At 67.8% G+C, this 25,023-nt stretch carries 24 protein-coding genes; 11 read left to right on the top strand and 13 right to left on the bottom strand.

Features of this window, described 5'->3' with window-relative positions; all coding sequences use genetic code 11:
* Positions 1–62: 62 nt before the first annotated feature.
* From L540_RS08840 to def, 3 genes are all read left to right on the top strand, one after another.
* Complete coding sequence (locus tag L540_RS08840; RefSeq protein WP_043215107.1) at positions 63–1,028, top strand: Bug family tripartite tricarboxylate transporter substrate binding protein; 966 nt, start codon at positions 63–65, stop codon at positions 1,026–1,028.
* Positions 1,029–1,167: 139 nt separating this feature from the next.
* Positions 1,168–1,563 carry a lactoylglutathione lyase gene (gene gloA / locus L540_RS08835; protein WP_043215109.1) on the top strand — a complete coding sequence of 132 codons (396 nt, stop codon included), beginning with the start codon at positions 1,168–1,170 and terminating at the stop codon, positions 1,561–1,563.
* A 6-nt stretch (positions 1,564–1,569) separates the two neighbouring features.
* A complete protein-coding gene (gene def, locus L540_RS08830) occupies positions 1,570–2,103 on the top strand; it encodes a peptide deformylase (protein WP_043215110.1) in 534 nt (177 codons plus the stop codon).
* Between the two features lie 12 nt (positions 2,104–2,115).
* Here def and L540_RS08825 read toward each other — a convergent pair whose 3' ends face one another.
* Positions 2,116–4,359: an acyl-CoA dehydrogenase gene (locus tag L540_RS08825; RefSeq protein ID WP_082149591.1), complete on the bottom strand. Its 2,244-nt coding sequence runs from the start codon at positions 4,357–4,359 to the stop codon at positions 2,116–2,118.
* A gap of 123 nt (positions 4,360–4,482) precedes the next feature.
* On the opposite strand from L540_RS08825, the gene L540_RS08820 reads away from it, so the two are divergent.
* Entirely contained in the window at positions 4,483–5,712 is a 1,230-nt protein-coding gene (locus tag L540_RS08820) for a nucleoside recognition domain-containing protein (RefSeq protein WP_043215112.1), read from the top strand.
* Position 5,713: 1 nt separating this feature from the next.
* On the opposite strand, the gene pyk is transcribed toward L540_RS08820, so the two are convergent.
* Positions 5,714–7,156 (bottom strand): pyruvate kinase, encoded by a 1,443-nt coding sequence (pyk, locus tag L540_RS08815; protein WP_043215114.1) that lies wholly within the window; start codon positions 7,154–7,156, stop codon positions 5,714–5,716.
* 99 nt (positions 7,157–7,255) lie between these two features.
* On the opposite strand from pyk, the gene L540_RS08810 reads away from it, so the two are divergent.
* Positions 7,256–8,398: a glycerate kinase gene (locus L540_RS08810; protein ID WP_043215116.1), complete on the top strand. Its 1,143-nt coding sequence runs from the start codon at positions 7,256–7,258 to the stop codon at positions 8,396–8,398.
* Between the two features lie 26 nt (positions 8,399–8,424).
* On the top strand, positions 8,425–8,916 hold the full coding sequence (locus tag L540_RS08805; protein WP_043215118.1) for a thioesterase family protein: 492 nt from the start codon (positions 8,425–8,427) through the stop codon (positions 8,914–8,916).
* Here L540_RS08805 and rsmA read toward each other — a convergent pair.
* From rsmA to L540_RS08790, 3 genes are read right to left on the bottom strand one after another with little or no spacing between them, the layout of a single operon-like run.
* The gene (rsmA, locus tag L540_RS08800; RefSeq protein WP_043215120.1) at positions 8,913–9,701 is read right to left on the bottom strand and encodes a 16S rRNA (adenine(1518)-N(6)/adenine(1519)-N(6))-dimethyltransferase RsmA; all 789 of its coding nucleotides are present in this window, start codon (positions 9,699–9,701) and stop codon (positions 8,913–8,915) included. The genes L540_RS08805 and rsmA overlap by 4 nt on opposite strands.
* Before the next feature lie 14 nt (positions 9,702–9,715).
* On the bottom strand, positions 9,716–11,266 hold the full coding sequence (locus L540_RS08795; protein ID WP_043215122.1) for a peptidylprolyl isomerase: 1,551 nt from the start codon (positions 11,264–11,266) through the stop codon (positions 9,716–9,718).
* Positions 11,263–13,662 carry an LPS-assembly protein LptD gene (locus L540_RS08790; protein ID WP_180961653.1) on the bottom strand — a complete coding sequence of 800 codons (2,400 nt, stop codon included), beginning with the start codon at positions 13,660–13,662 and terminating at the stop codon, positions 11,263–11,265. The genes L540_RS08795 and L540_RS08790 overlap by 4 nt, the downstream gene beginning before the upstream one ends.
* Before the next feature lie 172 nt (positions 13,663–13,834).
* On the opposite strand from L540_RS08790, the gene L540_RS08785 reads away from it, so the two are divergent.
* From L540_RS08785 to L540_RS08775, 3 genes are all read left to right on the top strand, one after another.
* A complete protein-coding gene (locus L540_RS08785) occupies positions 13,835–14,878 on the top strand; it encodes an aminoglycoside phosphotransferase family protein (protein WP_043215127.1) in 1,044 nt (347 codons plus the stop codon).
* Positions 14,878–15,558: an N-acetylmuramate alpha-1-phosphate uridylyltransferase MurU gene (murU, locus tag L540_RS08780; RefSeq protein ID WP_043215129.1), complete on the top strand. Its 681-nt coding sequence runs from the start codon at positions 14,878–14,880 to the stop codon at positions 15,556–15,558. The genes L540_RS08785 and murU overlap by 1 nt, the downstream gene beginning before the upstream one ends.
* Positions 15,559–15,700: 142 nt before the next feature.
* A complete protein-coding gene (locus L540_RS08775; protein ID WP_053073181.1) occupies positions 15,701–16,420 on the top strand; it encodes a DUF6776 family protein in 720 nt (239 codons plus the stop codon).
* Between the two features lie 6 nt (positions 16,421–16,426).
* On the opposite strand, the gene L540_RS08770 is transcribed toward L540_RS08775, so the two are convergent.
* Positions 16,427–16,750 (bottom strand): 4a-hydroxytetrahydrobiopterin dehydratase, encoded by a 324-nt coding sequence (locus tag L540_RS08770; RefSeq protein WP_043215132.1) that lies wholly within the window; start codon positions 16,748–16,750, stop codon positions 16,427–16,429.
* A 54-nt stretch (positions 16,751–16,804) separates the two neighbouring features.
* Entirely contained in the window at positions 16,805–17,455 is a 651-nt protein-coding gene (locus tag L540_RS08765) for an OmpA family protein (RefSeq protein WP_043215135.1), read from the bottom strand.
* 139 nt (positions 17,456–17,594) lie between these two features.
* On the opposite strand from L540_RS08765, the gene L540_RS08760 reads away from it, so the two are divergent.
* Positions 17,595–18,008: a hypothetical protein gene (locus tag L540_RS08760; RefSeq protein ID WP_043215136.1), complete on the top strand. Its 414-nt coding sequence runs from the start codon at positions 17,595–17,597 to the stop codon at positions 18,006–18,008.
* 71 nt (positions 18,009–18,079) lie between these two features.
* Positions 18,080–19,129, top strand: coding sequence for an NADP(H)-dependent aldo-keto reductase (locus L540_RS08755; RefSeq protein WP_043215138.1), 1,050 nt, complete (start codon positions 18,080–18,082; stop codon positions 19,127–19,129).
* A 20-nt stretch (positions 19,130–19,149) separates the two neighbouring features.
* On the opposite strand, the gene tam is transcribed toward L540_RS08755, so the two are convergent.
* The 6 genes from tam to L540_RS08725 form a co-directional block, all read right to left on the bottom strand.
* Entirely contained in the window at positions 19,150–19,917 is a 768-nt protein-coding gene (gene tam, locus L540_RS08750) for a trans-aconitate 2-methyltransferase (RefSeq protein ID WP_043215139.1), read from the bottom strand.
* 80 nt (positions 19,918–19,997) lie between these two features.
* A complete protein-coding gene (locus tag L540_RS08745; protein ID WP_043215140.1) occupies positions 19,998–20,951 on the bottom strand; it encodes a PDR/VanB family oxidoreductase in 954 nt (317 codons plus the stop codon).
* 3 nt (positions 20,952–20,954) lie between these two features.
* Positions 20,955–21,815 carry a fumarylacetoacetate hydrolase family protein gene (locus L540_RS08740; protein ID WP_043215142.1) on the bottom strand — a complete coding sequence of 287 codons (861 nt, stop codon included), beginning with the start codon at positions 21,813–21,815 and terminating at the stop codon, positions 20,955–20,957.
* Between the two features lie 3 nt (positions 21,816–21,818).
* Positions 21,819–22,838 carry a cupin domain-containing protein gene (locus tag L540_RS08735; RefSeq protein WP_043215144.1) on the bottom strand — a complete coding sequence of 340 codons (1,020 nt, stop codon included), beginning with the start codon at positions 22,836–22,838 and terminating at the stop codon, positions 21,819–21,821.
* Positions 22,839–22,848: 10 nt separating this feature from the next.
* Positions 22,849–23,835 (bottom strand): ABC transporter substrate-binding protein, encoded by a 987-nt coding sequence (locus tag L540_RS08730; protein WP_043215146.1) that lies wholly within the window; start codon positions 23,833–23,835, stop codon positions 22,849–22,851.
* Positions 23,836–23,872: 37 nt separating this feature from the next.
* Entirely contained in the window at positions 23,873–25,009 is a 1,137-nt protein-coding gene (locus L540_RS08725; protein ID WP_043215149.1) for a CaiB/BaiF CoA transferase family protein, read from the bottom strand.
* Between the last annotated feature and the right edge of the window lie 14 nt (positions 25,010–25,023).

The raw sequence follows: 25,023 nt of genomic DNA, 5'->3' as shown, positions 1-25,023 counted from the left end.
CCCCGCCGCGGCCCAGGCCGCGGCGCCCGCTTTCCCATAAATAAATACCAGGAGACTTTTCCATGTCATTGCGCCCATTGCTCCAGGCGGCCTGTACCCTCATGCTGGCCACCGGCCTGGCCCAGGCCCAGACCTTTCCGGCACGCCCGATTTCGCTCATCGTGCCGCACTCAGCCGGCGGCACCTCCGACATTCTGGCGCGCACCGTGGCCGCCGAAGCAGGCAAGACGCTCAAACAGACCATCGTGGTGGAAAACAAGGGCGGCGCCAATGGCAGCATCGCCGCCAAGACCGTGGCCAGCGCCGCGCCCGACGGCTATACGCTGCTGCTGGCCACGGCCAGCACGCATGGCATCAACCCCTCCCTCTATCCCAAGATCAGCTACGACGCCGTCAAGGATTTCGCGCCCGTCACCCTGCTGGCCACCGTGCCCAATGTGCTGGTCGCGCGCAAAGATCTCGGCGTCGACAGCGTGGCCGCCCTGACCGCCCTGCTGCGCGCCCAGGGCGGCAGCCTCAATATGGCCTCGGCCGGGGCCGGCACGCCCGGCCACCTGGCGGGCGAGATGTACCGCAGCCAGGCCAAGCTGGAATTCACCCACGTGCCCTACAAGGGCGGCAGCCCGGCGCTGTCCGACCTGCTGGGCGGACAGGTGGACTTCATGTTCACCACCATCCCCGGCGCGCTGCCCCATATCAAGGCCGGCAGCCTCAAGGCCCTGGCCGTGACCTCGCCGGAACGCTCGTCCGCCCTGCCCCAGCTGCCGACCATGGCCGAATCCGGCCTGCCCGGTTTTTCCGCGCTCTCCTGGCACGGCATCGTCGCGCCGGCCGGCACGCCGCCGGCCGTCATCGCCACGCTGAACGACGCATTCAGCCGCGCCCTGCAATCGCCCGAAGTCAAGCAGCGCCTGGCCGAAGAGGGCGCGCGCGCGGCCCAGTTGAACGGCGAGGCCTTCGGCCGCTTCATCCAGACCGAAGTCTCGACCTGGGCCGTCGCCGTCCGCGATTCCGGCGCCTCGCTATAGCCCATCGCGCCGCTCCCCCCTTCGGGCGAAGGGGGGTTCTCCGCCCCACGGCGCCGCGGCCGTTTTGTTACGATGGTGGTCTGAACACCGCGTCCTGCTGCCCCCCGGACGCGGCGACAACATCATTGAGGACAGAGCAATGCGTCTTTTGCACACCATGCTGCGCGTCGGCAATCTCGAAAAATCGCTGGATTTCTACACCAACGTCCTGGGCATGCGCCTGCTGCGCCAGAAAGACTATCCGGACGGCCGATTCACGCTGGCCTTCGTCGGCTACCAGGACGAAGCCGACGGCGCCGTCATCGAGCTGACCCACAACTGGGACACCGAAAAATACGACCTGGGCACCGGCTATGGCCACATCGCCCTGGAAGTCGACAACGCCTACGAAGCCTGTGACAAGGTCAAGGCCAAGGGCGGCAAGGTCACGCGCGAGGCCGGTCCCATGAAGCATGGCACCACCGTCATCGCCTTCGTCGAGGATCCCGACGGCTACAAGATCGAATTCATCCAGAAGAAAGGCCGCGCGGACTGATACGCCATGATCCATCCCATCCTGAAAATGGGCGATCCGCGGCTACTGCGCGTGGCCGCGCCGGTCGAGGACTTCGGCAGCCCGGCCCTCAGGCAGCTGATCGAAGACATGTTCGAGACCATGATCCACGCCAACGGCGTGGGGCTGGCCGCGCCGCAGATCGGCGTGGACCTGCAGCTGGTGATCTTCGGTTTCGAGCGCAACCCCCGTTACCCGGACGCGCCGGCCGTGCCGCAGACCGTGCTGTGCAATCCGGTCATCACGCCGCTGTCGGACGAGATGGACGAGGGATGGGAAGGCTGCCTGTCGGTGCCCGGGCTGCGCGGCCTGGTGCCGCGCTACCGCCATATCCGCTACCAGGGCATGGATCCGGATGGCCGGCTGATCGACCGTGAAGCCAGCGATTTCCATGCGCGGGTGGTGCAGCACGAGTGCGACCACCTGATCGGCCGCCTCTACCCCTCGCGCATCCAGGACTTCTCCAAGTTCGGCTACACCGAGATCCTCTTTCCCGGGATGGACCCAAAGCAGGACGATTGAGCCTGCCCGGCGCTAGAGCGGACGGCGCGCCGGGCTTTCCGGCTCGCCGGTGAGCGTTTCGGGCGCGAAGTCGTCCACCGCGACGACCTCGGCCACGGCGGCCTCGGCGGCGAGCATCTGCTCGGCCACGGCATCGCTGATGGCGCCGCCCTTGTGGGCCTCGCGCCAATCCTTGACCCCTTCGCGCCGCAGCCGGTCCCGCAAGGGGCCCAATGCGCTGACGCGCGCGAAGGCATCCTCCAGCTTGCCGATGGCGTCGCCGCCCCCGCCGCGCTGCAGATCGGCCGTCAGGCGGTCGCGCGTGGCGGAGGGTTCAAGCAGGAGGTTGGCGCACTCGCGCATGAGCGCATCGCTGGGCCCGCGCGCCAGCCGCATGGGCAGGACGAGGACGCGCAAGGCCATGGCCAGCGCCCGGTTGGGCAGGTTGGAGAGGATCTGGTCCATGGCCTGCTCGATGCGCAGGCTGCCCTCCTCCATGCCCCAGGCCACCAATGGCAGGTCGGCATGGCAACGCCCTTCGTCTTCCCAGCGCTTGAGCAAGGCCGACAGGAGATAAAGTTCGGACAGGATGTCACCCAGGCGGGCGGACAACATCTCGCGCCGCTTGAGCGCGCCGCCCAGCAGCGCCATGGCGGCGTCGGCCAGCAGGGCAAAGCCCGCCGAATAGCGGCTCAGCCGGCGGTAATGGCGGCTGACCGCGCCGGCCGGCGGCGCCGGGGCGAACAGCCCGCCCGTCCAGGCGCGGCCCCAGGCGCGCAGGACCGTCATGCCGCTATGGCGCATGTGTTGCCAGAAGGCCTGCTCGAATTGCTCCTGCCCGAGCGCCTGGTCGGTTTCGCCCAGAGCCATGACCTCGCGCATCAGATAGGGATGGGCGCGGATGGCCCCCTGGCCGAAGACGATGAGGCAGCGGGTCAGGATATTGGCGCCCTCCACGGTGATCGCGATGGGCAGGGCGCGATACAGCGCCCCCAGATAATTGCGCGGCCCGTCGATGACGGCCTTGCCGCCATGCACGTCCATGGCGTCATTGACCGACAGGCGCAGCCGCTCGGTGGCGTGGTATTTCATGATGGCCGACACCACGGCCGGCTTATGGCCCTGGTTGAGCGCCGCGCAGGTCAGGCGGCGGGCCGCCTCGACCAGATAGGCATGGCCGGCCAGGCGGGCGAGTTTTTCCTGCACGCCCTCGAAACGGCCCACGGGGATGCCGAACTGGCGCCGCACGCGCGCATACATGCCGGTGGTGTGGGCGCTCATGACGGCGCCGGCGGCCGACAGCGATGGCAGCGAGATGCCCCGGCCCGCGGCCAGGGCGCTCATCAGCATCTGCCAGCCCTGGCCGGCCCGGGCCGGCCCGCCGATCAGGGCCTCGATGGGCACGAAGACGTCGCGGCCGTGGTTGGGGCCGTTCTGGAAGACCTGCATGGATGGCAGGTGGCGGCGGCCGATCTCCACGCCCGGCGCATCGGTGGGCACCAGGGCCACCGAAATCCCCACGTCCTCGGGACCGCCCAGCAGGCCCTCGGGGTCGCGCAACTTGAAGGCCAGGCCCAGCACGGTGGCCACCGGCCCCAGCGTGATATAGCGCTTGTGCCAGTTCAGGCGGATACCCAGCAGGTCCTGGCCCTCGATGACCTGGCGGCACACCACGCCGGTGTCGGTCATGGAAGCGGCATCGGATCCGGCCTCGGGGCTGGTGAGCCCGAAGCAGGGAATCTCGCGGCCATCGGCCAGGCGCGGCAGCCAGAACGCTCGCTGCTCGGGCGTGCCGAATTGCAGCAGCAGCTCGCCCGGGCCGAGCGAGTTGGGCACCATGATGGTGACGCCGGCCGTGATCGAATACGCCGACACCCGCCGCACGACCTCGGAATGCGCGTAGGGCGAAAAGCCCAGGCCGCCGTATTCCTTGGGGATGATCATGCCGAAGAAGCGTTCGCGCCGCATCAGGTCCCAGACCTCGGGCGGCAGGTCGCGGCGCTTCCATTCGATGTCCCATTCGTCCAGCAGCGCGCACAGGCGGGCCACCGGCCCTTCGATGAACAGGCGCTCTTCTTCGCTGAGCTGGGCCGCGGGCACGGCGAGCAGTTTGTTCCAATCGGGGTTGCCGGTGAAGAGATCGCCGTCCCACCAGACGTCGCCGGCCTCGATCGCCTCGCGTTCGGTGTCGGACAAGCCCGGCAAAGCGGCGCGCGCCCAGCGATAGGCGGGTTCGGCTATGCGCTTGCGGCGCCAGTCCGCGAAGCGGGATCTCATACTCATGGCTGACCTCTGCGGGGCATCGTTGTGTAACCAAGTTACCAGTTTGGGACGCCCGGCACAAACCAGGGCGGGACCTGTCTGCGACAATAGCGCCACCCCTGCCTCCCCTGGTGAGCGATGCTGAACAAACTCTGGCTGGCTTTCTTTCTGGTTGCCGCCGGCGCCGGCCTGGTGCGCTGGATCGGCCTCGGCGATGCCGAGGTATTCCGCGCCATTGTCGCCAGCCTCTTCGACATGGCGCGCATCTCTGTCGAGGTCATGGTGCTGCTGTTCGGCACGCTGACGCTGTGGCTGGGCTTTCTGCGCATCGCCGAAGCCGCCGGCCTGGTGAACGCCCTGGCGCGCCTGCTGGGGCCGCTGTTTGCCCGTCTGATGCCCGGCGTGCCGCGCAACCACCCCGCCATCGGTCTGATCACGCTGAACTTCGCGGCCAATGGCCTGGGCCTGGACAATGCCGCCACGCCCATCGGCCTGCGCGCCATGCGCGAACTGCAGTCGCTCAATCCCCAGCCCGACACGGCCAGCAATGCGCAGATTCTCTTCCTGGTGCTCAACGCCTCTTCATTGACGCTGCTGCCGGTCACGCTCTTCATGTTCCGCGCCCAACAGGGCGCGTCCGACCCGACACTGGTCTTCCTGCCCATCCTGCTGGCCACCAGCGCCTCCACCCTGGCGGGCCTGCTGGCCGTGGCGGTCTGCCAGCGCCTCAGGCTCTGGGACCCGGTCGTGCTCGCCTGGCTGGGCGGCGCGGCCCTGCTGCTGGGCGGTTTCATGGCGCTGCTGGCCGGCATGTCGGCCAGCGCCATCGCGGCGCTGTCCTCGCTGATGGGCAATCTGACGCTGTTCGCCGTGCTGCTGGCCTTCCTGGTGGTCGGGGCCTGCAAAAAGGTGCCGGTCTACGAGACCTTCATCGCCGGCGCCAAGGAGGGTTTCGGCATCGCCCGCGATCTGCTGCCCTACCTGGTCGCCATGCTGTGCGCCGTGGGCGTGCTGCGCGCCTCGGGCGCGCTGGACTTCCTGCTCGACGGCATCCGCTGGCTGGCCGCCGCGGCGGGCTGGGACACGCGCTTCGTCGACGCCCTGCCCACGGCCCTGGTCAAGCCGTTCTCCGGCAGCGCGGCGCGCGCCATGATGCTGGAAACCATGACGCATTTCGGCGTGGACAGTTTCCCGGCGCTGCTGGCCGCCGTCATGCAGGGCAGCACCGAAACCACCTTCTATGTGCTGGCCGTGTATTTCGGGTCGGTCGGCATTGTGCGGGCGCGCCACGCCGTGGGCTGCGCGCTCATCGCCGACCTGGCCGGGGTGCTGGCCTCGATCGGCGTGTGCTACTGGTTCTTCGGCTGAATCACTCCACGCGCAGGATCTTCATGCCGTTGGTGCCGCCGCTGTCGCGATAGAAATCCCCCTTGGTCAGGATGATCCAATCGCCGGCCGCCACCCGGCCGCGTTTTTTCAACTCGTCGATGGCCGCGTCGCTCAGGGCCGCCGGATCATGGTCGGCCGGCGCGAAGGGCACGGTATACACGCCGCGGAACAGCACGGCGCGGTTCTGCGTCAGCGGGTGCGGGCTATAGCAATAGATGGGCACCCCCGAACGGATGCGCGACATGATGAGCGGCGTATGGCCGCTCTCGGTCAGGGCGATGATGGCCTTCACGCCAGGGAAATGATTGGCGGCGTACATGGCCGCCAGCGCGATGGTCTCGTCGCAGCGCGTGAACGTCTCGCCCAGCCGGTGATGCGAATGGGTCGTGGTCGGATGCTTTTCGGCGCCCAGGCAGACGCGGGCCATGGCTTGCACCGCCTGCACCGGATACTGGCCCGAGGCGCTTTCGGCCGACAGCATCACGGCATCCGTGTAGTCCAGCACCGCATTGGCCACATCGGAGACCTCGGCGCGCGTGGGCATGGGGCTGGATATCATGGATTCCATCATCTGCGTGGCGGTGATCACCACCTTGTTTTGCGTGCGGGCATGCTGGATGATGCGCTTCTGGATGCCCACCAGTTCGGCGTCTCCCACTTCGACGCCCAGGTCGCCGCGCGCCACCATCACGCCGTCGCTGGCGCGGATAAGCGAATCCAGCGCCTCATCATCGGCTACCGCCTCGGCGCGTTCGATCTTGGCGATGATCCAGGCTTCGCTGCCGGCGGCGCGCACCAGGGCGCGCGCCTCGTCGATGTCACGGCCATAGCGCGGAAAAGACACCGCCACATAATCCAGCGCCAGCTCGGCGGCCAGGCGAATGTCCTCGCGGTCCTTGTCGGTCAGGCTGGGCGCCGAAATGCCGCCGCCGCGCCGGTTGATGCCCTTGTTGTTCGACAGCGCGCCGCCCACGACCACCGTGGTATGCACTTCGTCGCCCTCGACCCGCTCGACCTGCAGCACGATGCGGCCGTCATCGAGCAGCAGCTCGTCGCCGGGGCGGCAGTCATGGACCAGCTCGGGGAAATCGATGCCCACGATGGAGGCATTGCCCGCGTCCTTGGGATAGCTGCGCGACAGCGTGAACGCCTGTCCCGCCAGCAGCGTGACCTGCTTGTCGGCAAAGCGCGCGATGCGGATCTTCGGCCCCTGCAGATCGCCCATGATGGCGACGAAACGGCCGCGTTCGGCGGCCAGCCGGCGTATGGTGCGGGCGCGCTCGCGGTGGTCGTCGGCGCTGCCATGAGAGAAGTTCAGGCGGGCGACATCCATTCCCGCATCGATCAGGGCGCCTATCATCTGCGGCGAAGAGCTGGCAGGGCCCAGGGTGGCGACAATTTTGGTGCGGCGCAATACAGGCATGAATACTCTCAAGGAAGAATCCACAGGAAGCCCTATGGTACGCCGCCCGGGCCCGCGCGGGTATCATGGCCGCTTGCCGCGACACAGGAGCCCCGCGCCGTGAAGATCGTCATCGCCCCGGATTCGTTCAAGGAAAGCCTCGACGCCGCCGCCGCGGCGCGCGCCATCGAGCGCGGCGTCAAGCTGGCCTGCCCCGGCGCGCACACGGTGCGGGTGCCGATGGCCGATGGCGGCGAAGGCACGGTCGACGCCGTCCTGGCCGCCACCGGCGGCCAGGCCCGACTGGCCCGCGTGCGCGACGCCCTGGGACGCCCCGTGCAAGCGCGCTGGGGCTGGCTGGACCATGCGACGGCGGTCATCGAAATGGCCTCGGCCGCCGGCCTGGAGGGCATTGCCCCGGCCGAGCGCGACGCGCTGGCCGCCGACACGCACGGGGTGGGCGAACTCATCCTGGCCGCGCTGGACAGCGGCGCGCGCAAGCTCATCCTCGGCCTGGGCGGATCGGCGACCACCGACGGCGGCAGCGGCATGCTGCGCGCGCTGGGCGCGCGCTTCCTGGATGCGGCGGACCAGCCGCTCGCGCCAGGCGGCGGCGCCTTGCGGGCCCTGGCGCGCATCGACCTCGATGGCCTGGATCCACGGCTGGCCGGGCTGGAGGTCGAGGTGGCCTGCGACGTCGACAATCCGCTATGCGGCCCGCAGGGCGCGGCCCATGTCTTCGGGCCGCAAAAGGGCGCCAACCCGGCGCAGGTCGAGCAGCTGGATGCCGCGCTGTCGCGGCTGGCCGATGTCGCGCACCGCGTGCTGGGCCAGGACCATCGCAACGCGGCCGGCGCCGGCGCGGCCGGCGGCCTGGGTTTCGCGGCCCATGCCTTCCTGCGCGGCCGTTTCCGGCCGGGCGTGGCCCTGGTGGCGGAACTGGGCGGCCTGGCGCAAGCCCTGCAGGGCGCCACGCTGGTCTTCACCGGCGAAGGCCGCATGGACGCCCAGACGCTGCGCGGCAAGACGCCGGCTGGCGTGGCCCGGCTGGCGCGCGAAGCCGGCGTGCCCGTCGTGGCGCTGGCCGGATCCCTGGGCGAGGGCTATGAGGCCCTGCACGCCGCCGGCATCACCGCGGCCTTCAGCCTCGTGCCAGGCCCGCACAGCCTGGACCAGGCGCTCGCGCATGCCGACGACTACCTCGCCGCCCGCGCGCGCGACATCATGCAGCTCTGGATGGCCGCGGCGCGGCGCCGGCTTTGACCTCTTCCCCTTGCAAAGGAGCCCTGATGAGCACGCTGCCCTCGACCACGCTGGCGGTCGACCCCGATTGGATCGACGCCTATGGGCATATGAACGCGGCGCATTATGTCGGCGTGTTCGACCGCGTGGGATTTGAGCTGCTGCGGCAGGTCGGCGTCGGCCTGGACTATACCGAAGCCACCGGCTGCGGCATCTATACGATGAATATCCAGGTCGCCTATATGCGCGAAGTGCTGGCCGGCGACCCGCTCATGCTCAGGTTGCGCCTGCTGGCCTGCGATGACAAGCGGCTGCTGTGCCTGATGGAGCTCTGGCAGACGCGGCAGAACTATCTGGCCGCCACGATGGAGCAGCTGTCGCTGCACGTGGACCTGCGCCATCGCCGCGCCACGCCCTTCCCGGCCGAGCTGGCCGAACAGCTGGCCCGGATCACGCAAACGCACGCGGAACACGCCCTGCCGATCGGCTACCGGCGCATCCTGCCGCTCAAGCCGCCCAGCGCCGCCCCTGGCCCCTAGGCCTTGACGGCTCCCGCGGCCACCAAGGCATCGGTCAGGCGGATGAACTGCGCCACGCCGATTTCCTCGGCGCGGGCGGTGGGGGGCACGCCCACCTCTTCCCAGGGCACCTGGGCGGCCCAGTCGCCCAGGCCACGGCGCAGCATCTTTCGCCGCTGCGAGAAAGCCCGCGCCACGACGGCCTCGAAGGCCGCGGCGCTGACGGGACGCGGGCGGCTCTCGCCCAAGGGGACCATGCGCACCACGGCCGAGACCACGCGCGGCGGCGGATCAAAGGCCTCGGGCGGCACGTCAAAAAGCTTTTCCATGCGGTAGCGCGACTGCAGCATGACCGACAGGCGGCCATAGTCGGCCGAGCCGGGCTCGGCCACCATGCGGTCGATGACCTCGCGCTGCAGCATGAAATGCTGGTCGCGCACCAGGTCGGCCGCCCCCATCAGGTGAAACAGCAGCGGACTGGAGATGTTGTAGGGCAGGTTTCCCACCACCCGCATGCCCGCGCCGAACTGGCCGAAGTCGACCGTCAGCGCGTCGGCCTCGACCACCGACAGGCGCTCGGGCGGATACTTCTTGCGCAGGCGGGCCGCCAGGTCGCGGTCGATCTCGACCACGGACAGCTTGTCCAGCCGCTCCAGCAACGGAGCCGTCAGGGCCGACAGGCCGGGGCCGATCTCGACCATGGCGTCGCCGCGCGCCGGCGCGATGGCCCGCACGATGGACTCGACCACGCTCTCGTCGGTGAGAAAGTGTTGGCCAAAGCGCTTGCGCGCCTGGTGTTGCGACATGAATGCTTCCGTGTTCAGCGGTTGTTCTGCTCGATGCGGTCTTGCTTTTCCAGGCGATTGTCGATGAAGGCTTGCCCGCGCAGCTGCTCCATCCAATCCTCGAACGCAGGGCCGGCGCGGCGCTCGAACAGCGCCTGGCGGGCCTGCATGCGCTGGACCTCGTCGGTGACGTCCTTCTCGCGGCGCTCCAGCACCTGGACCAGGTGCCAGCCGAAGGGCGATTCGACGGGCGGGCTGACTTCGCCGGGCTTAAGCGCGTTCATGGCGGCCTCGAAGGACGGCACCATCTCGCCCGGATTGACCCAGCCGAGGTCGCCGCCCTGCGGCGCGGTGGCATCCTGCGAATATTGGCGCGCCATGTCCTCGAACTTGGCGCCGCCCGAGAGCAGGCGCTGGCGCACTTGCTCAAGGCGCTGGCGGGCCTGCTCGTCGCTCATGACGGTGGAGGTCTTGATAAGGATGTGGCGCGCATGGGTCTGCGTGACCTGGACCGGGCCTTGCTGCGCGCGCGGGCCGCCCGCCTGCGGCGCCTGGGCGGGAGCCGGCGCGGGCGCCGGACGCTGCTGGGCGCGCGCCGGCGCGCGCCCATCGCTGCGCTGCAGGACCTTCAGGATGTGGAAACCATTGCCCGACTGCACGATGGCGCTGACCTGTCCGGCCGCCACGCCGCTGATGGCCTTGACGAAAAGATCGGGCCAGCCATCCAGCGGCCGGGCGCCCATGACGCCGCCCTGCAGCGCCTCGGGGCCGTCGGAGGCGGCGGCCGCCACGCTGGCGAAATCGTCGCCGCGCTTCAGGCGCGCCAGGACGTCCTCGGCCTTTTTGCGCAGGCTGGCGACCGCCTCGGGCGAGGCGCCCTCGGGCACGCGCACCAGGATCTGGGCCAGGGCGACCTGGACCGGGCCCGTGGCCTGCGGCGCGGGCGGCTGCTGGGGCTCGGGTTCGGGCGCGCGTCCCTGCATGGCGGGCGCGCCTTGCAGCGCCGGATTGCGCGCCTGGTCCTTCAGGTAGGCGTCGACCTCGGCGTCGGTGATGATGATGTGATTGTCGACGGTGCGCTGACGCAGCCTGTCGGTGCGGATTTCATCGCGCAGCGACCGACGGTATTCCTCCCAGCTCACGCCGCTCTTCTCGACTTCGGCGCGCAGTTGCTGGGGGGTGATCTTGTTGCGCGAGGCCACCATATTGATGGCCTGGTTGACCTGGTTGTCGTCGATGCGGATGCCGAGGCGGTCGGCCTCCTGGCGCTCCAGGCGCTCGAAGATCAGCCGTTGCAGCACCTGCTTCTGCAGCGTTTTATCGTCCGGCAGCTGGATGCCGCGGCGCTGCAGGTCCACCTTGGCGCGCGCCGTGCCTTCACGCACCTCGCGCATGGTGATGACATCCTTGTTGACGACGGCGGCGATGCCATCGACAAACTGCTCCGAGGAGGCCGGCGCCTTGGCCGCGGCCGGCTTGCCGGCGGCCGGCTTGTCGGCGGCATGGGCCAGGGGCAGGGCCAGGCCCAGGGCCAACGCCAGAAGGCTGCCGCGGAAACGGCGCGACGAGTGCAACCTACGCATCATTCATACCTTTCAAATGTCGTGCCTGCCGAGGCAGGCTGCGAAACCGGCTGATAGCCCGGAATGCTCTTGTCGAGCAGCTTGAGGGGATCGGTACCCAAAGCGCCCAGCCCGGTCAGTTCGAGCTGGAAGAAAACCGCCGTATTGGTGTCGTTGGCCGCCACGGCATAACGCTGGAAGACAACCCGGCCAGTCCAGCAGCAATCGCCCTTGTACTCCAGGCCGGCGATGGCCTGGGTCACGCGCGGAGCGTTCGAGTCGCCGCCCGTGTAGCCGGGATCGGAGTGGAAAGCGTAGTCGATGCGGCCCACGCCGTACCAGCGATTGCTGAACGGCCATTGCAGCGCCAGCGTGACCTGGTTCTGGCCGCGCGGCGCATAGGCAATATTGTTGACCGGATCGCGCTGATAGCGGTAGGCCACCGCCACCGTGGTCTGGCGCTGCGGCGACCAGCGCGCGCTCACCAGGCCCCGCGACCAGTTGTTGTCGTAAGGGTTGTACTGGGCGGCGATGTCGGTGCTCAGGGTGTCGGTCAGGGCGGCGCTGGCGCCCACCAGGAAGTCCGAACGCACGTTCTCGCGCGGCGTCTCGCCCGGCAGGGTGACGCGCTGGTCTTCGAAGTACAGGCGCTGGGCCACGGACAGGGCCGCGCGCTGGAAGCCGGTATTGGCGTCCAGCCAGCGCGTGGTGAGCGCGGCGGTCAGCTGGTTGGCATTGGCGATGCGGTCCCAGCCGCCGGTGTAGATATTTTCCTGGAAGGCCTGTTCGAAACTGAAGTCGGCCAGGCTGGTGTCATAGACCGGCAGCGTATCCTGTTTGCGGTAGGGCACTCGCAGATAGTACAGGCGCGGCTCCAGGGTCTGCGTGGACTCCTTGCCGAACAACGTCGTGGGCCGCTCGAAGGTCATGCCGGCGTCCAGCGAGAAGATGGGCACGGTGCGCGAGTCGGTGCCGCGATAGGGCGCGGTGCTGCCGAGCTGGTTCCAGTCGGTGTTATACCAAGAGGTGCTGTACTGAGTGTAGTTCAGGCCGGCCTTGGGCGTGATGTACCAGCCGGCGCGCACGATGGGGAAGGCGATCGTGGGATAGGCCTGCAGGCGGTCGCCTTCCGGGCCGACACGGTTGCCCTGAAAGAGCGGCCGGCGAAAGCGCACGGCCGTCGAATCCATGCGCACATCGAAGCCGTTCCAGTCGTAGCGGGCGCCCTGCAGGAAAATTTCCGGCTCTTTGTCGTAAGGCGGCACGATGGGCGCATCGGGATCCTGCAGCGTGCGGTATTTGTAGACCTGCACATAGGTCTGCCAATAGTTGGACGACCAGCCCACCCGGCCCTGGCGCGGCAGATAGGTGGTCGAGGCCGTGTTCAGGCCCAGTGTCGTCATGTCGCGATAATAGTTATCGTCGGACACGCCATTGATATCCCAATCGGCATAGAACCCCCCGCCGAAGTACTGCCTGTGCGTCAGGCGGTACATATAGCGGTCGAAGCCGGCATCGCGGTCGCTGGGCAGGTAGGTGCCCGACACCGAGCCCACATGGGTCTCGCCCAGGTAGCGGAACTCCCCGCCGAGCTGCAGGCCGCGCTTGCCCATATAGCGCGTGATCAGGGTGGCGTCATAGTTGGGCGCCAGGTTGAAGTAATACGGCACCGAGATATCCAGGCCGGTCTTGCTCGACGAACCGTAGGTCGGCAGCAGGAAACCCGACTTGCGTTCCTTGCGGATCGGGAAGGTCAGGTAGGGCGAGGCCAGGATGGGCACGTCCTTGAAGTACAGCACCCCGCTGCGGGCCACGCCCTCGTTCTCGTCGAAATCCAGGTCGACCGAATTCGCCTTGATGTACCAGGAGGGCTTCTCGCAAGGGCAGCCGCTATAGGTGACTTGCGTCAGGCGCATCTGCGAGCGGCTGAAGATGTCGGCATGGTCGGCACGCGCCGTCCCGCCGCTGGCGCCGATCCAGAAATTGGGCTTGTCGATCTCGCCGCTGTAGGTGTTCATGTTGAGCCGGGCCGAGGGGCCGGTCACCAGCGTGGCATCGCGCATGATGCGCGCATTGCCCTTGACGTCCACGTCTCCCGTCTCATTGCTGTAATGGATGCTGTCGCCCTTGACCACTCCATCGACACGCCGCACCTGGGCATTGCCCTTGAGCAGGATTTCCGAGGAGGGATCGCCGGAAATATCGTCGGCCTCCATATAGGCCGGGATCTGCTCATCGGGGAAGTGGCGCACCCGCAGGCCCGGCGAAGTACGCAGGCCGGGCATTTCCAGGGCGGAGGCGGCGGTGCTGCTCGCGGGCTTGCCGCCCTTCTGGGCAGGGGCGACATCCTGGCTGCCCTGAGCCTGAGCGGCCCCGGCGACGCTGAGAGCGGAGAGGATCAACCACCTGATCATATGCACGAGTAAAAACCAACCTGTGTCTGTGAGGGCCTGCCAGCCTCGGACGGACGCTGGATCGACCCGGTATTATAGAGAAGCCTCGCCGCCCCGGTTTCCGGGATCGCCCGAGGTTGGGCGCCCCGGCCCGGGTGCCGCCCGTTCCCCAAAGAGCACTTCCGCGAGACTGGCCGCCTTGAACTCCCACCAGACTGATCCCCGCCTGGCATCCCTGCACGCCTGGCTTGCCACCCTGCCCGCCGAGCTGGGCCTGCAACCCGCCACCCTGGCGCCGGTTTCCGGCGATGCCAGCTTCCGCCGCTACTTCCGGCTTCAGGCCGCCGGCCGCAGCCTGATCCTGATGGACGCGCCGGCGCCTCACGAGGACATCCGGCCGTTTGTCCATGTGGACGGCCTGCTGGCGGCGGCCGGCGTCAACGTGCCGGCCATCGTAGCGCAGGATGCCGCCCAGGGCCTGCTTCTGCTCAGCGACCTGGGCGAAAAAAACTATACCCAGCGTATCCGCGAGGGCCTGGACGACGCGACGCTGCAAACCCTGTACCGCGACGCCCTGGCCGCCCTGGTGCGCCTGCAGACGGCGGCCACCACCGGGCTGGCCGCCTATGACACCCCGCGCCTGCGCGCCGAGCTGGACCTGTTCCCCGAGTGGTATGTGGGCGTGCACCACCAGGCCAGGTTGGACGAACAGACGGCCAACGCCCTGGAGCGCATCTTCGCCCTGCTGGCCTCCAGCAACGGCAGCCAGCCGGCGGTCTTCGTGCACCGCGACTACCATTCGCCCAATCTCATGGTCTGCGAGGATCCCCGCCATGGCCCCAACCCCGGGGTGATCGACTTCCAGGACGCGCTGGCCGGTCCCATCACCTATGACCTGGCCTCCCTGGTCACGGACGCGCGCACCACCTGGGAAGAACCCCAGCAGCTGGACTGGGCCATCCGCTATTGGGAAATGGCCCGGCAGGCCGGCCTGCCGGTCGAGACGGATTTCGCCGAATTCCACCGCGCCTACGAATGGATGGGCCTGCAGCGCAATCTGCGCATCCTGGGCGTGTTCGCCCGCCTGAACCACCGCGACGGCAAGGCCGGCTACCTGGAGCACATGCCGCGCGTCAACGGCTATGTGCGCCAGGTGGCCCAGCGCTACGGCGTCTTCAGCCCGCTGCTGCGCCTGCTCGACAAGCTGGACGACCGCGAGGTCAAGGTGGGGTATACCTTCTGATGCGCGCCATGATCCTGGCCGCCGGGCGCGGCGAACGCATGCGCCCGCTCACGGACCACACCCCCAAGCCGCTGCTGCCCGTGGCGGGCAAGCCCCTCATCGTCTGGCACCTGGAGCGGCTGGCCGCGGCCGGCTTCACCGACGTCGTCATCAACCACGCCTGGCTGGGCAGCCAGATCGAGGCCGCGCTGGGCGACGGCCGCGCCTTCGGCCTGTCCCTGCGCTACTCGCCCGAAGCCCCGGCGCTGGAGACCGCGGGCGGCATCGCCCGGGCCCTGCCGCTGCTGGGCGAGCAGCCCTTTCTGGTCATCAATGGCGATATCTGGTGCGACTGGGATCCGGGCCTGGCCCGCGCCAACGCCGCCGGCCTGCCGGCCGCGGGGGCCTGGCTGCTGCTGGTGGACAATCCTCCCCAGCATCCGGCGGGCGATTTCCTGCTCGACGCCCAGGGGCAGGTCAGCAGCGGCGAAGGGCCGCGTTTGACGTTCTCGGGCATCGGCATCTACGATCCCGCCCTGTTCAAGGGCGTGGCGCGCGATGCGCCGGCCCCGCTGGCGCCGCTCTTGCGCGCCGCCATGGCGCAGGGCCGGGTCCGAGGCCAGCACTACCGTGGGCGCTGGACCGACGTCGGCACGCCCGCGCGCCTGGCCGACCTCGACCAGGCGCTCCAAGAGACGTAGCCGCCCCTTATTTCATGGTATCAACGGAGGAAACCAGAGTTGTCCGGGCCGCATCCAGGCGCGCACTCGCGGTATCCTTTCTCGTTTTGACTGGCGGGCGCCTGGCGCCACGCATTACACCCGCTATAGGAATTTTGCTCGCATGGGGATGTTCGGACGGTCGCAAAAACCGGTATTCAGGCCTTCGCTCTACCAACCCGGAAAACGCTCGCGCCGCCTGCCGCGCTGGCTGGTATTACTGCTCATCGGCATCGGCCTGGGCGCGGGCGGGGTGCTCTTCCTGCAGGCCAACTACGGGCCGCAGCGCCTGACCGTCGAGCAGTCCGAACAGCTGCACACCGAACTGAGCGCCGCCAACGTGGAGCGCCAGCGCCTGCAAAGCCAGCTCGACGAGGCCATCACCCAGCGTGACAACAACAAGTCCACGCATGAACAGCTGACCGCCGACCTGGCCCAGGCCCGCAGCCGCATTCAAGCCTTCAACCAGGAGCTGGCGCTGTTCCAGGATGCCGTGCCGCCCGATCCGCGCGGCGGCGACATCGGCGTGCGCTCGGCGCGTTTCAAGCGCGAGACCGGCGCGCTGGACTACCAGATCCTGATCATGCGCGACAACGACACCGGCACGCCCTTCCAGGGCAGCATCGAGCTGCTCATCGAGGGCAATTATCCCAACGGGCGCCGCGACCGCATCACTCCCGATGCGATTCCGCTTTCGCTGGCCCGCTATGATCATGCCGTGGGCAAGCTCGCCACCCCCGACGGCTTCGTTCCGCGCTCGGTCACCATCCGCGTACTGGATGGCCAGCAGCGCCAGCACGCCATGCGCATCTATTACGTGCGCGAAAGCGGGCGCGCCAACTAAAGACGCTCAAGCCGGGATGGCCAGGCTGGCCGCCCCGGCCTGCGCCGCCGCCTCGTCCATGAACTGCGCCATGCGCACGTCGAGTTCGGTCACGCCGCCGGCGTCATGGGTGGTCAGGACGACATCCACCCGGTTGTAGACGTTGCTCCATTCAGGGTGGTGGTCGATTTTCTCGGCGAACATCGCCACCCGGCTCATGAAGCCGAACGCCGCATTGAAATGATCGAAACGGTAGCGCTTTTGCAGCGCCTGCCGCGTCGGATGCGCCTGCCAGCCGGGCAGCGCCGCGCGCGCGATGGACAGCTCCATGCGCAGATATCGTTGAGTCATGCCCTGCCCTCCTGGCGGGGTCTGCTTCCGGGCGAGCAGACCCCATGCCCCATGCTACTGCTTCACGGCATAGAGGTATACCTCGACGCGGCGGTTGGCCGCGCGTCCTTCGGAGGTGTTGTTATCGCCGATCGGGTCGGTCGCCGCCCGGCCTTCGACCATGATGCGCGAAGCCGCCACGCCCTGCCGGCCCAGATAGGTCGCCACGGCCTGGGCGCGATCCTGCGAGAGCTTCTGGTTGGTGGCCACCGAGCCGGTATTGTCGGTATGGCCTACCGCCTTCACGCGCAGCTCGGGATGCTGCTGCAGCGATCGCGCCACGCTGTCGAGCACGGGCAGCAAGGCCGGCTTGAGCGTCGCGCGCCCGGTGTCGAACGACACATTGCCCGGGATATTCACCTTCAGTGAGCCATCGGGCATTTCGACCACGTCCACGCCCAGCGACGACGCGCCGGATTGCTGGACATCTTCCTTGACCGTCTTCCAGTTGTAGCCGATCAGACCGCCCGCCACCGCGCCGATGCCCGCGCCAATGGCCGCGCCCTTGCCGTGGCCGATCAGGGCCCCGACGCCCGCGCCCACGGCGGCGCCGGCGCCCGTGCCCACCGCCGTATTCGTTTGCTGTTGCGTGGCACAGCCCGCCAACAACAGGGATCCCACCACTCCGACGACCGCAACGCGCTTGCTGATTCTTTCTGCTCGCATGACGACCTCCACAACGGGAAATCCGGCATATGCCGGCAACCCATGCTAACAATCCGTCGCCGGCGTACGGCAACAATTTGTAGCCGCGCGGCCGGGAATTGCGTATAAAGCGCTCCAGTACCGGCTCCTTCCCTACGCCATGCACACGGCTCGTCGACTCGCGCTTTGCCTCCTGGCCGCCCTCGCCCTGGCCCTGCCGGCCGCCGCCCATCCCGGCAATATCGCCTACGGCGCCCCCGTGAACCAATGCCTGGTCAGCGAAGCGGGGGGCCAGACCGGGCGGCAATTGCGCAATCTCTGCAATTTCCGCGTCAACATCACGTTTTGCCAGGTCAGGCGCGACGGCGATGACTGCGCCGCGGGCCGCATCGGCGCCACGGCCATGGCCGGCCGCAGCAGCCGCTCCCTGCTGGAAGACGTCATCGACACGCATTTTGTCGTCTGCCGCGATCCCTTCCGCCTGCCAGCCGCCGCGGCCGCCTGGCGAGACGGGCGGGTGGTCGGGCGCTGCCAGGCCACGCGGGCGGCCGCGCAGGCTGCCAAGCGGCACTAGGCGCGGCCCCCGGGTGTAAGATCGGCAACCAAGGCGTTGCCCGCCGGCGACGCACAGACCGGAGCACTTCCTTGAAATACCGCAAGCTTGGCCGCACCGATCTCTCGGTCAGCCTCATCGGCCTGGGCACCATGACCTGGGGCCAGCAGAACACCGAGGCCGAGGCTCACCAGCAGCTGGACTACGCGCTGGAGCGCGGCGTCAACCTGGTGGACACGGCCGAAATGTATCCCGTCCCGCCCAAGGCCGAGACGCAGGGCCGCACGGAAAGCTATATCGGCAGCTGGCTGGCCAAGACCGGCCGCCGCCAGGACATCGTGCTGGCCAGCAAGGTGGCCGGCCCGGTGCGGGACGCCAAGCGCCCCAGCCACATCCGCGACGGCAAGACCTACCTGGATCGCAAGAACCTGACCGAGGCCCTGGACGCCAGCCTCAAGCGGCTGCGGACCGACTACCTGGATCTCTACCAGCTGCACTGGCCCGACCGCACCACCATGACCTTCGGCCGGCCCAACTATCCCTGGGTCGAGGATGCGCATACCGTGCCCATCGGCGAAACCCTGGAAGTGCTGCAGGACTTCGTGCGCGCCGGCAAGGTGCGCCATATCGGCGTGTCCAACGAAACGCCGTGGGGCGTGGCGCAGTTCATCAAGCTGGCCGAAACGCGCGGCCTGCCGCGCCTGGCGTCCATCCAGAACCCCTACAGCCTGCTCAACCGCCACTATGAGCTCGGCCTGTCGGAATTCAGCCGCTTCGAAGACGTGGGCCTGCTGGCCTATTCGCCGCTGGCCATGGGCATGTTGAGCGGCAAATACCTCGATGGCGCGCGCCCCGCCGGCGCCCGCCTGACGCTGTTCGAACGCTTCACCCGCTACAGCAATCCCCAGGCCGAAGCCGCCACCGCGGCGTACTGCGCGCTCGCCCGCGAGCATGGCCTGACGCCGACGCAGCTGGCCCTGGGCTGGGTCAACGCCCAGCCCTTCGTGACCAGCAACCTGATCGGCGCCACCACGCTGGAGCAGCTGAAGGAAAACATCGACAGCGTGGACGTCACGCTCTCCAAAGAGATCGTCGACGCGGTCAACGCCATCCAGGCGCGCTGGCCGAATCCGGCTCCCTGAGCGCCGCGAAAGCCGATGGCTCAGGCCTTGCTGGCGGCGATCACGAACAGGCGCGGAAAAGGCAGCAGCACCGTGCCATCGGGTAAAGCCGGATAGGCCTGGGCGACCGCCGCCTCATAACGGGCCAGAAAAGCCGCCTTGCCGTCCTCGTCGAGCAGGTTCAGATAGGGCAGCAGGGCCGTGCCCTTGAACCACTCGACGATGGCCCGCGCCCCGGCCAGGGGATGCATATAGGTCGTGCGCCAGACATCGACGCGCTGGGCCAGCGGCGACAGCAGGGCGTAATACCAGTCCGCGGGATGGCGGTCCGGGTGGCGCACGCCGGCTAGCTTGGCGGCCCAGGGCCCCTCGCTGGCGACCGCGCGGGCCAGGCGGTGGGCCGGCTCCTCGAGGTTGTCGGGCGTCTGCACCGCCAGGCTGCCGCCCGGCGCCAGGCGGCCCAGCAGACGCGGATACAGCGTGGCGTGGTCGGGCACCCATTGCAGCGAGGCATTGGCCAGGATCACGTCGTAGCGGACATCCGGATTCCAGGTGGAAATATCCTCCTGGCTGAACGCCACGCCCGGCATGCGCTTGCGCGCGGCGGCCACCATGTCCGCCGAACTGTCCATGCCGCTCACCTCGGCCTGCGGAAAACGCGCCGCGAGCACCTCGGTGGAATTCCCCGGGCCGCAGCCCAGGTCCACGGCCCGGCGCACCTCGGCCGTGGGGATGGCGGCGACCAGGTCCCGCACCGGACGGGTGCGTTCGTTCTCAAAGGCGGAATACTGCTTGGCGGACCAGCTCATATCGGCTCCTGCGCTCGGAATGGCACGGTCCGTCAGTCTAGGCAAGATCGGCCGCTTTAGCCACTGCGGCGCGCGGGGCCCTAGAGATCCAAGACCAGCCGTCCGCTCTTCGCGCCCGAGCAGCACACCATCATCGTCTGGCTCCGGCTGCGCTCCTCATCGGTCAGGACGGCATCGCGATGATCGACCTCCCCCTCCAGGACGGCGACCTCGCAGCATCCGCAGATGCCTTCCTGGCAGGAAAAATCGACCGCCACCCCGTTGTCCAGCAAAACCTTGAGAATGCTGGCGCCCGCCGGCACCGTCAGCTCCTTGCCGCTGCGGGCCAGGCTGACCACAAAGCCGCCGTCGCGCGCGGCCGCCTGCCTGGCTGCGAAGCGCTCCAAGTGCACCGTGCCGGGATCGCGGCCGGCGGCGGCCGACTCATAGGCGTCGAGCATGGGCGCCGGTCCGCAGCAGTACAGATGCGCGTCCTTGGCGGCGGCGTCCACGATGCGCGCGATGTCCAGCACCCTGCCCGCCTCGTCATCGAAATGCAGGCGCACCTTGCCGGCCAGCGCCTCGATCTCGGGCAGGAATGCCGCATCGGCCCGCGTGCGGGCGCTATACCAAAGCTCCCAGGACGCGCCCAAAGCCTCCAGGCGCCGCGCCATGCACCAGACGGGCGTAATGCCGATGCCGCCCGCGATCAGAATGGTGTGGGCCGCATCTTCCTTCAAGGGAAAATGATTGCGCGGCTCGGAAACCCCGATGATGGCCCCGACCCGCAGCTGCTCGTGGACATAGCGCGAGCCGCCGCAGCCGCGCGGATCCAGCTTGACCCCGACCGAATAGCGATCAAGCCTCGCGCCCGAACACAGCAAGGAATAGGAGCGCGTCAGGCCATTGCCCAGATGCAGGTCGATGTGGGCGCCGGGGCTGGCTCCGGGCAGGGCCGCGCCCTCGGGCGAGACCAGTTCGAGCAAATACGTGTCGCGGGCCGCGTAGCGGATCGCCTGTACTCTGAGGTTCAGGCTGGATACAGAGGCGTTCATCGATCAGCGCGCCTCGATCACGGATACGTCCATGGCGCCTATGCCCTCGATCTCCGCATGGATCAGGTCGCCGCCCACCACCGGCCCCACGCCTTCGCAAGTTCCCGTCATGATCACGTCGCCGGGCTCCAGGGTGTAGAAGCGCGACGCCCAGGCGATCTGCTCGGCGATATAGAGGATCATGTCGCGCGTATTGGCCACCTGGCGGTCCTTGCCATTGACCCGCAGGCGCAGATCCAGTGCCTGCGGATCGGCGATCTCGTCCGCCGTCACCATCCAGGGGCCCAGCACCGAATAGCTGTCCAGCGACTTGCGCAAGGAGCGGTCCTCGGCGCCGCGCACCGTCATATCCAGCGCGATCGCATAACCGGCGATATAAGACAGCGCCTCACTCTCCGGAACATTCCTCGCGGTCTTGCCGATCACGGCGCCCAATTCGATTTCGTGATGCGTCAGGCGCTCCGGCATGCTGATGCGCACGGCCTGGCCGCAGCCGATCAGGGAGCTGTTGGCCTTGAGAAACAAACCCTGCTCCAGGACACTGCCCGTCTGCCGATTGGTGAAGGTCGCCACATCGGCGGCGGCCTCTTCCACGTGTTTCTGGTAGTTGACCGGCACCCCGATGATCTTGCCCGGATTGGCGACCGGGCTCAGCAAGCGCACCGAGGCCAGCGGATGGGAAGGCGCGCTCGGCAGCAGCTCGCCGGCCGCCGCCTGGAAGCGGTCCAGATTGACGATCAGCCAGTCTCCCGAGCGATTGGGGTAAGGCGGCGCGGGCAAGGCGCGCAGCGCGGCGCTGACATCAAACACGACACCGTCGTCGACAATGCCCGGCCTATCATCATTGAACCAACAAATCTTCATCTTCTATCCTTGGCTGCCGGGTGCTTGCACTTCTTCGGCAAAGACATTCAGCCGGCGCAAGACATCCGCGTCGGAGACCACGAAAAAGCGCGCCAACCCGCCCTGCGCGGCATGGCTTGCCCAGTTGTGTTGCGGCACGGTGAAAATATCGCGGGGCTTCCAGCTGAAGCGCCTGCCGCCTATTTCGCTCTCGCCCTGGCCCTGCACCACCGCGACCACCTGGTTGGCGTTCGAGCGGACCGGCCGCGAGGCGCTGCCCCCATCGAGTTCCTGCATCGTCGTTTCCAGCAGGGGCATCGCGCCCTGCCCCGTCAGGGGATTGACATAGCGCACCCGGCGCATCCCATCCGGCGAAACGGGCGCGTGCGCCAAGGCGCGCAAAGCATCCTCGTAGGGATAGCGGAACACCGGCGACCTTCCCGCATCGCCGACAGTCACGCAGGGCAGGATGTTGGGCGCGGCGAAGGCTGCGTCGCTCATCGTCAGGGGCTCGGGCTGCATGGGGCCCGGCTGGAAGACCACGGACCCCAGATACATATGCAGCGGCACATCCAGCACATCCAGCCAGACCACCGGCTCATGCCCCTCGTGGCGATGCTCATGCCAGGCCATGCCCGGCGTGAGCACGAGATCGCCGAACTCCATGGCGCAAGCCTTGCCGTCGACCAGGGTGACGGCGCCCCTGCCCTCCAGCATGAAGCGCAAGGCATTCATCGTGTGGCGGTGCGGACGGGCGGTTTCGCCCGGCAACAGGCACTGGTAGGCGGCCAGCACATTGCCGCAGGTGAATTCATCGGCGATCGACCGGGATTGCGGACTCAGCATCTGCAATACCCGCCGCTGCACCGCCGCCGGCGACGTCTCCTGGAAAGCCAGATCCAGCAGCGGCCGTACCGCTTCCCAGCGCCAGATATGGCTGGTCGCCTGATTCTCTTGGGGCTTATGGGCGTTGGGGCTTTCCCACAGGGGCGCCAATCGGGCCTGCAGCCATTGATCGCGGACCTCGCCGCTATTTGCCGACATGGCGCGCTCCTTAGAGTCGATAACTTTCGAAAGTGCCGGGATGGAATAGGTCCTCCGGCGTCACCAGGCGGGGCGACAGGCCCTGCGCATGGTGGTGATGGAAGAAGCTCTCCAGCACGTGGCGATTGGCCTCGATACCGTATGACCAGTAATCCTCGCCCATGAGCTCGCGCGCCTCCTTGAGGCGCTCTTCGGCGAAGGGCAAGGTGATCTTGGTGGCCGACGTATCGGAAAGATGCTCAATGGCCTGGCGCTTGGCGGCATCGAAGGCTTTGTAGATGGCGCCCGGCAGCCAGGGATGCTGCTCGGCCAGCTCGCGGCGCACGCCCAGGATGTGCATGATGGGGAAAATCCGGGTGCGCCGGTAATAGTCCTTGGCGGCCGCCACCGGGTCGCGGAACAGCCAGCCCACGTCCGGGGTCGCGGCGGGCACATAGGGCGGGCGCGGCGCGATATAGCCGTCGATCTCGCCCTTGGCCAGCAGACTGGAAATCGTCTCGCCCTCGGGCGCGTCTTCCACGCGGACATTGTCCGGCAGCTGGACCTTGATCTTTTCGGGCCGGCCCGCATGCGCGATCCCGCCGCGCACCCAAGTCACATCCGACGGCGCCACGCCATGATCTTCCTGCAAGATGGCGCGAGCCCAGACGTTGGCCGTCAGCTGGTACTCCGGCAAGCCTATCCGGCGGCCGCGCAGGTCTTCCGGGGTCTTGATTCTGTCCGTGCGGCAATACATCGACGTGTGGCGGAAGGCGCGCGACAGAAAGACCGGGATGCCCACATAGGGGAAGCCGCCCTGGGCGGTCTGCAGCGTCGAGCTGGACAGGGACAGCTCGCAGATATCGAATTCCTGGCCGCGAAACGCCCGGAAGAAAATCTCCTCCGGCGACAAGGTCATGATCACCGGATCCACACCGTCGATCTGCACGGCGCCGTCTATCAATGGGCGGCACCGGTCGTAGTTGCCGATGGCCACGGAAAGCTTCAGTTTGCTCATTGCTCGTCTTCTCTGGTTTCTGGTCCGAATCGGCGCTTCAAGAAAGGCCGAACTCGCGCCGTATGGTTTCGGTGTGTTCGCCCAGCGTGGGGGCCGCCTTGTCCGAAGGACCGCGCTGTCCATTGATGCGCACCGGCCGATGAATGGCGGTCATCGCGCCCTGCTCCGGATGCCGGACCTCATAGAAGGTCTCAAGATGACGCACCTGCGCATCCTCCATGACCTGCGGCGCACTGTTCACCGGGGCATGCGGCACATCATTGGCCTGCAGCCGCTCACACCAATAGGCCTGGTCGCGGCTCGCGAAGGTCTCGGCGACCTCGCCGGCCAGTTCCTCGTAGTGCTTGGCGCGGGCGGGCGGCGTCTGGAAGCGCGCGTCGTCAAGCAGATCGGCCCGCCCGATGGCCTGGACAAAGCCCTGCCAGAACTTCTCCACCGAGGACAGATGAACCGACACCAGCCGGCCGTCTTTGGAGCGGAAAGCATATGACTGCGAAACCGCGACCCTCGACAGAGGGTTGGGCACCATGCCCAGCCGGGTGTATTGCGCAAAGCCTTCCGGCGAGAAGGCGATCGAGGCTTCCAGCATATTGACCTCGACCTTGGCTCCCTGACCGTGGCGGCCGCGCGCATGCAGGGCGGATAGAATGCCATAGGCCGCATACATACCGGTGATGTTGTCGGACAAGGAGGGGCCCTTGAGCGATGGTTGCGCGGGGTCCACCATCTGCGCGGCGATGCCGGACAACGCCACGGCCACCGCGTCATAGCAGGGACGGTCGCGGTAAGGGCCGCTGGCGCCAAAGCCGGTGATCGAACATTGGATCAAGCGCGGGTTCAAGGCCTTGAGCCGGGCGTCGTCAAACCCCAGCCGCGGCATCACGCCCGAGCGGTAGTTGTCCAGCAAGACGTCGGCCCGCGCGATCAGCTTCGCCAGGTCGGCCTTGCCCGCCTCGGTCTGCAGGTTGAGCTGTATGCTCTCCTTATTGCGGTTGTAGGCGACGAAATGCGGGCTGTACAAGGTGCCCGCATGACGCCGGAAAGGATCGCCCCCTTCGGGGTGCTCGACCTTGATGACGCGCGCGCCCATATCGGCCAGCATCATGCCCGCCAGGGGCGCCGTCAATACCGTGCCCAGCTCGATGACGAGAATATCGTCCAGTGTGTCTTTCATCAGGGATTCCCGTA

The organism is Bordetella pseudohinzii (genome assembly GCF_000657795.2).
GTDB lineage: Bacteria > Pseudomonadota > Gammaproteobacteria > Burkholderiales > Burkholderiaceae_B > Bordetella > Bordetella pseudohinzii.
This window is presented reverse-complemented; position numbering and strand designations above follow the sequence as displayed.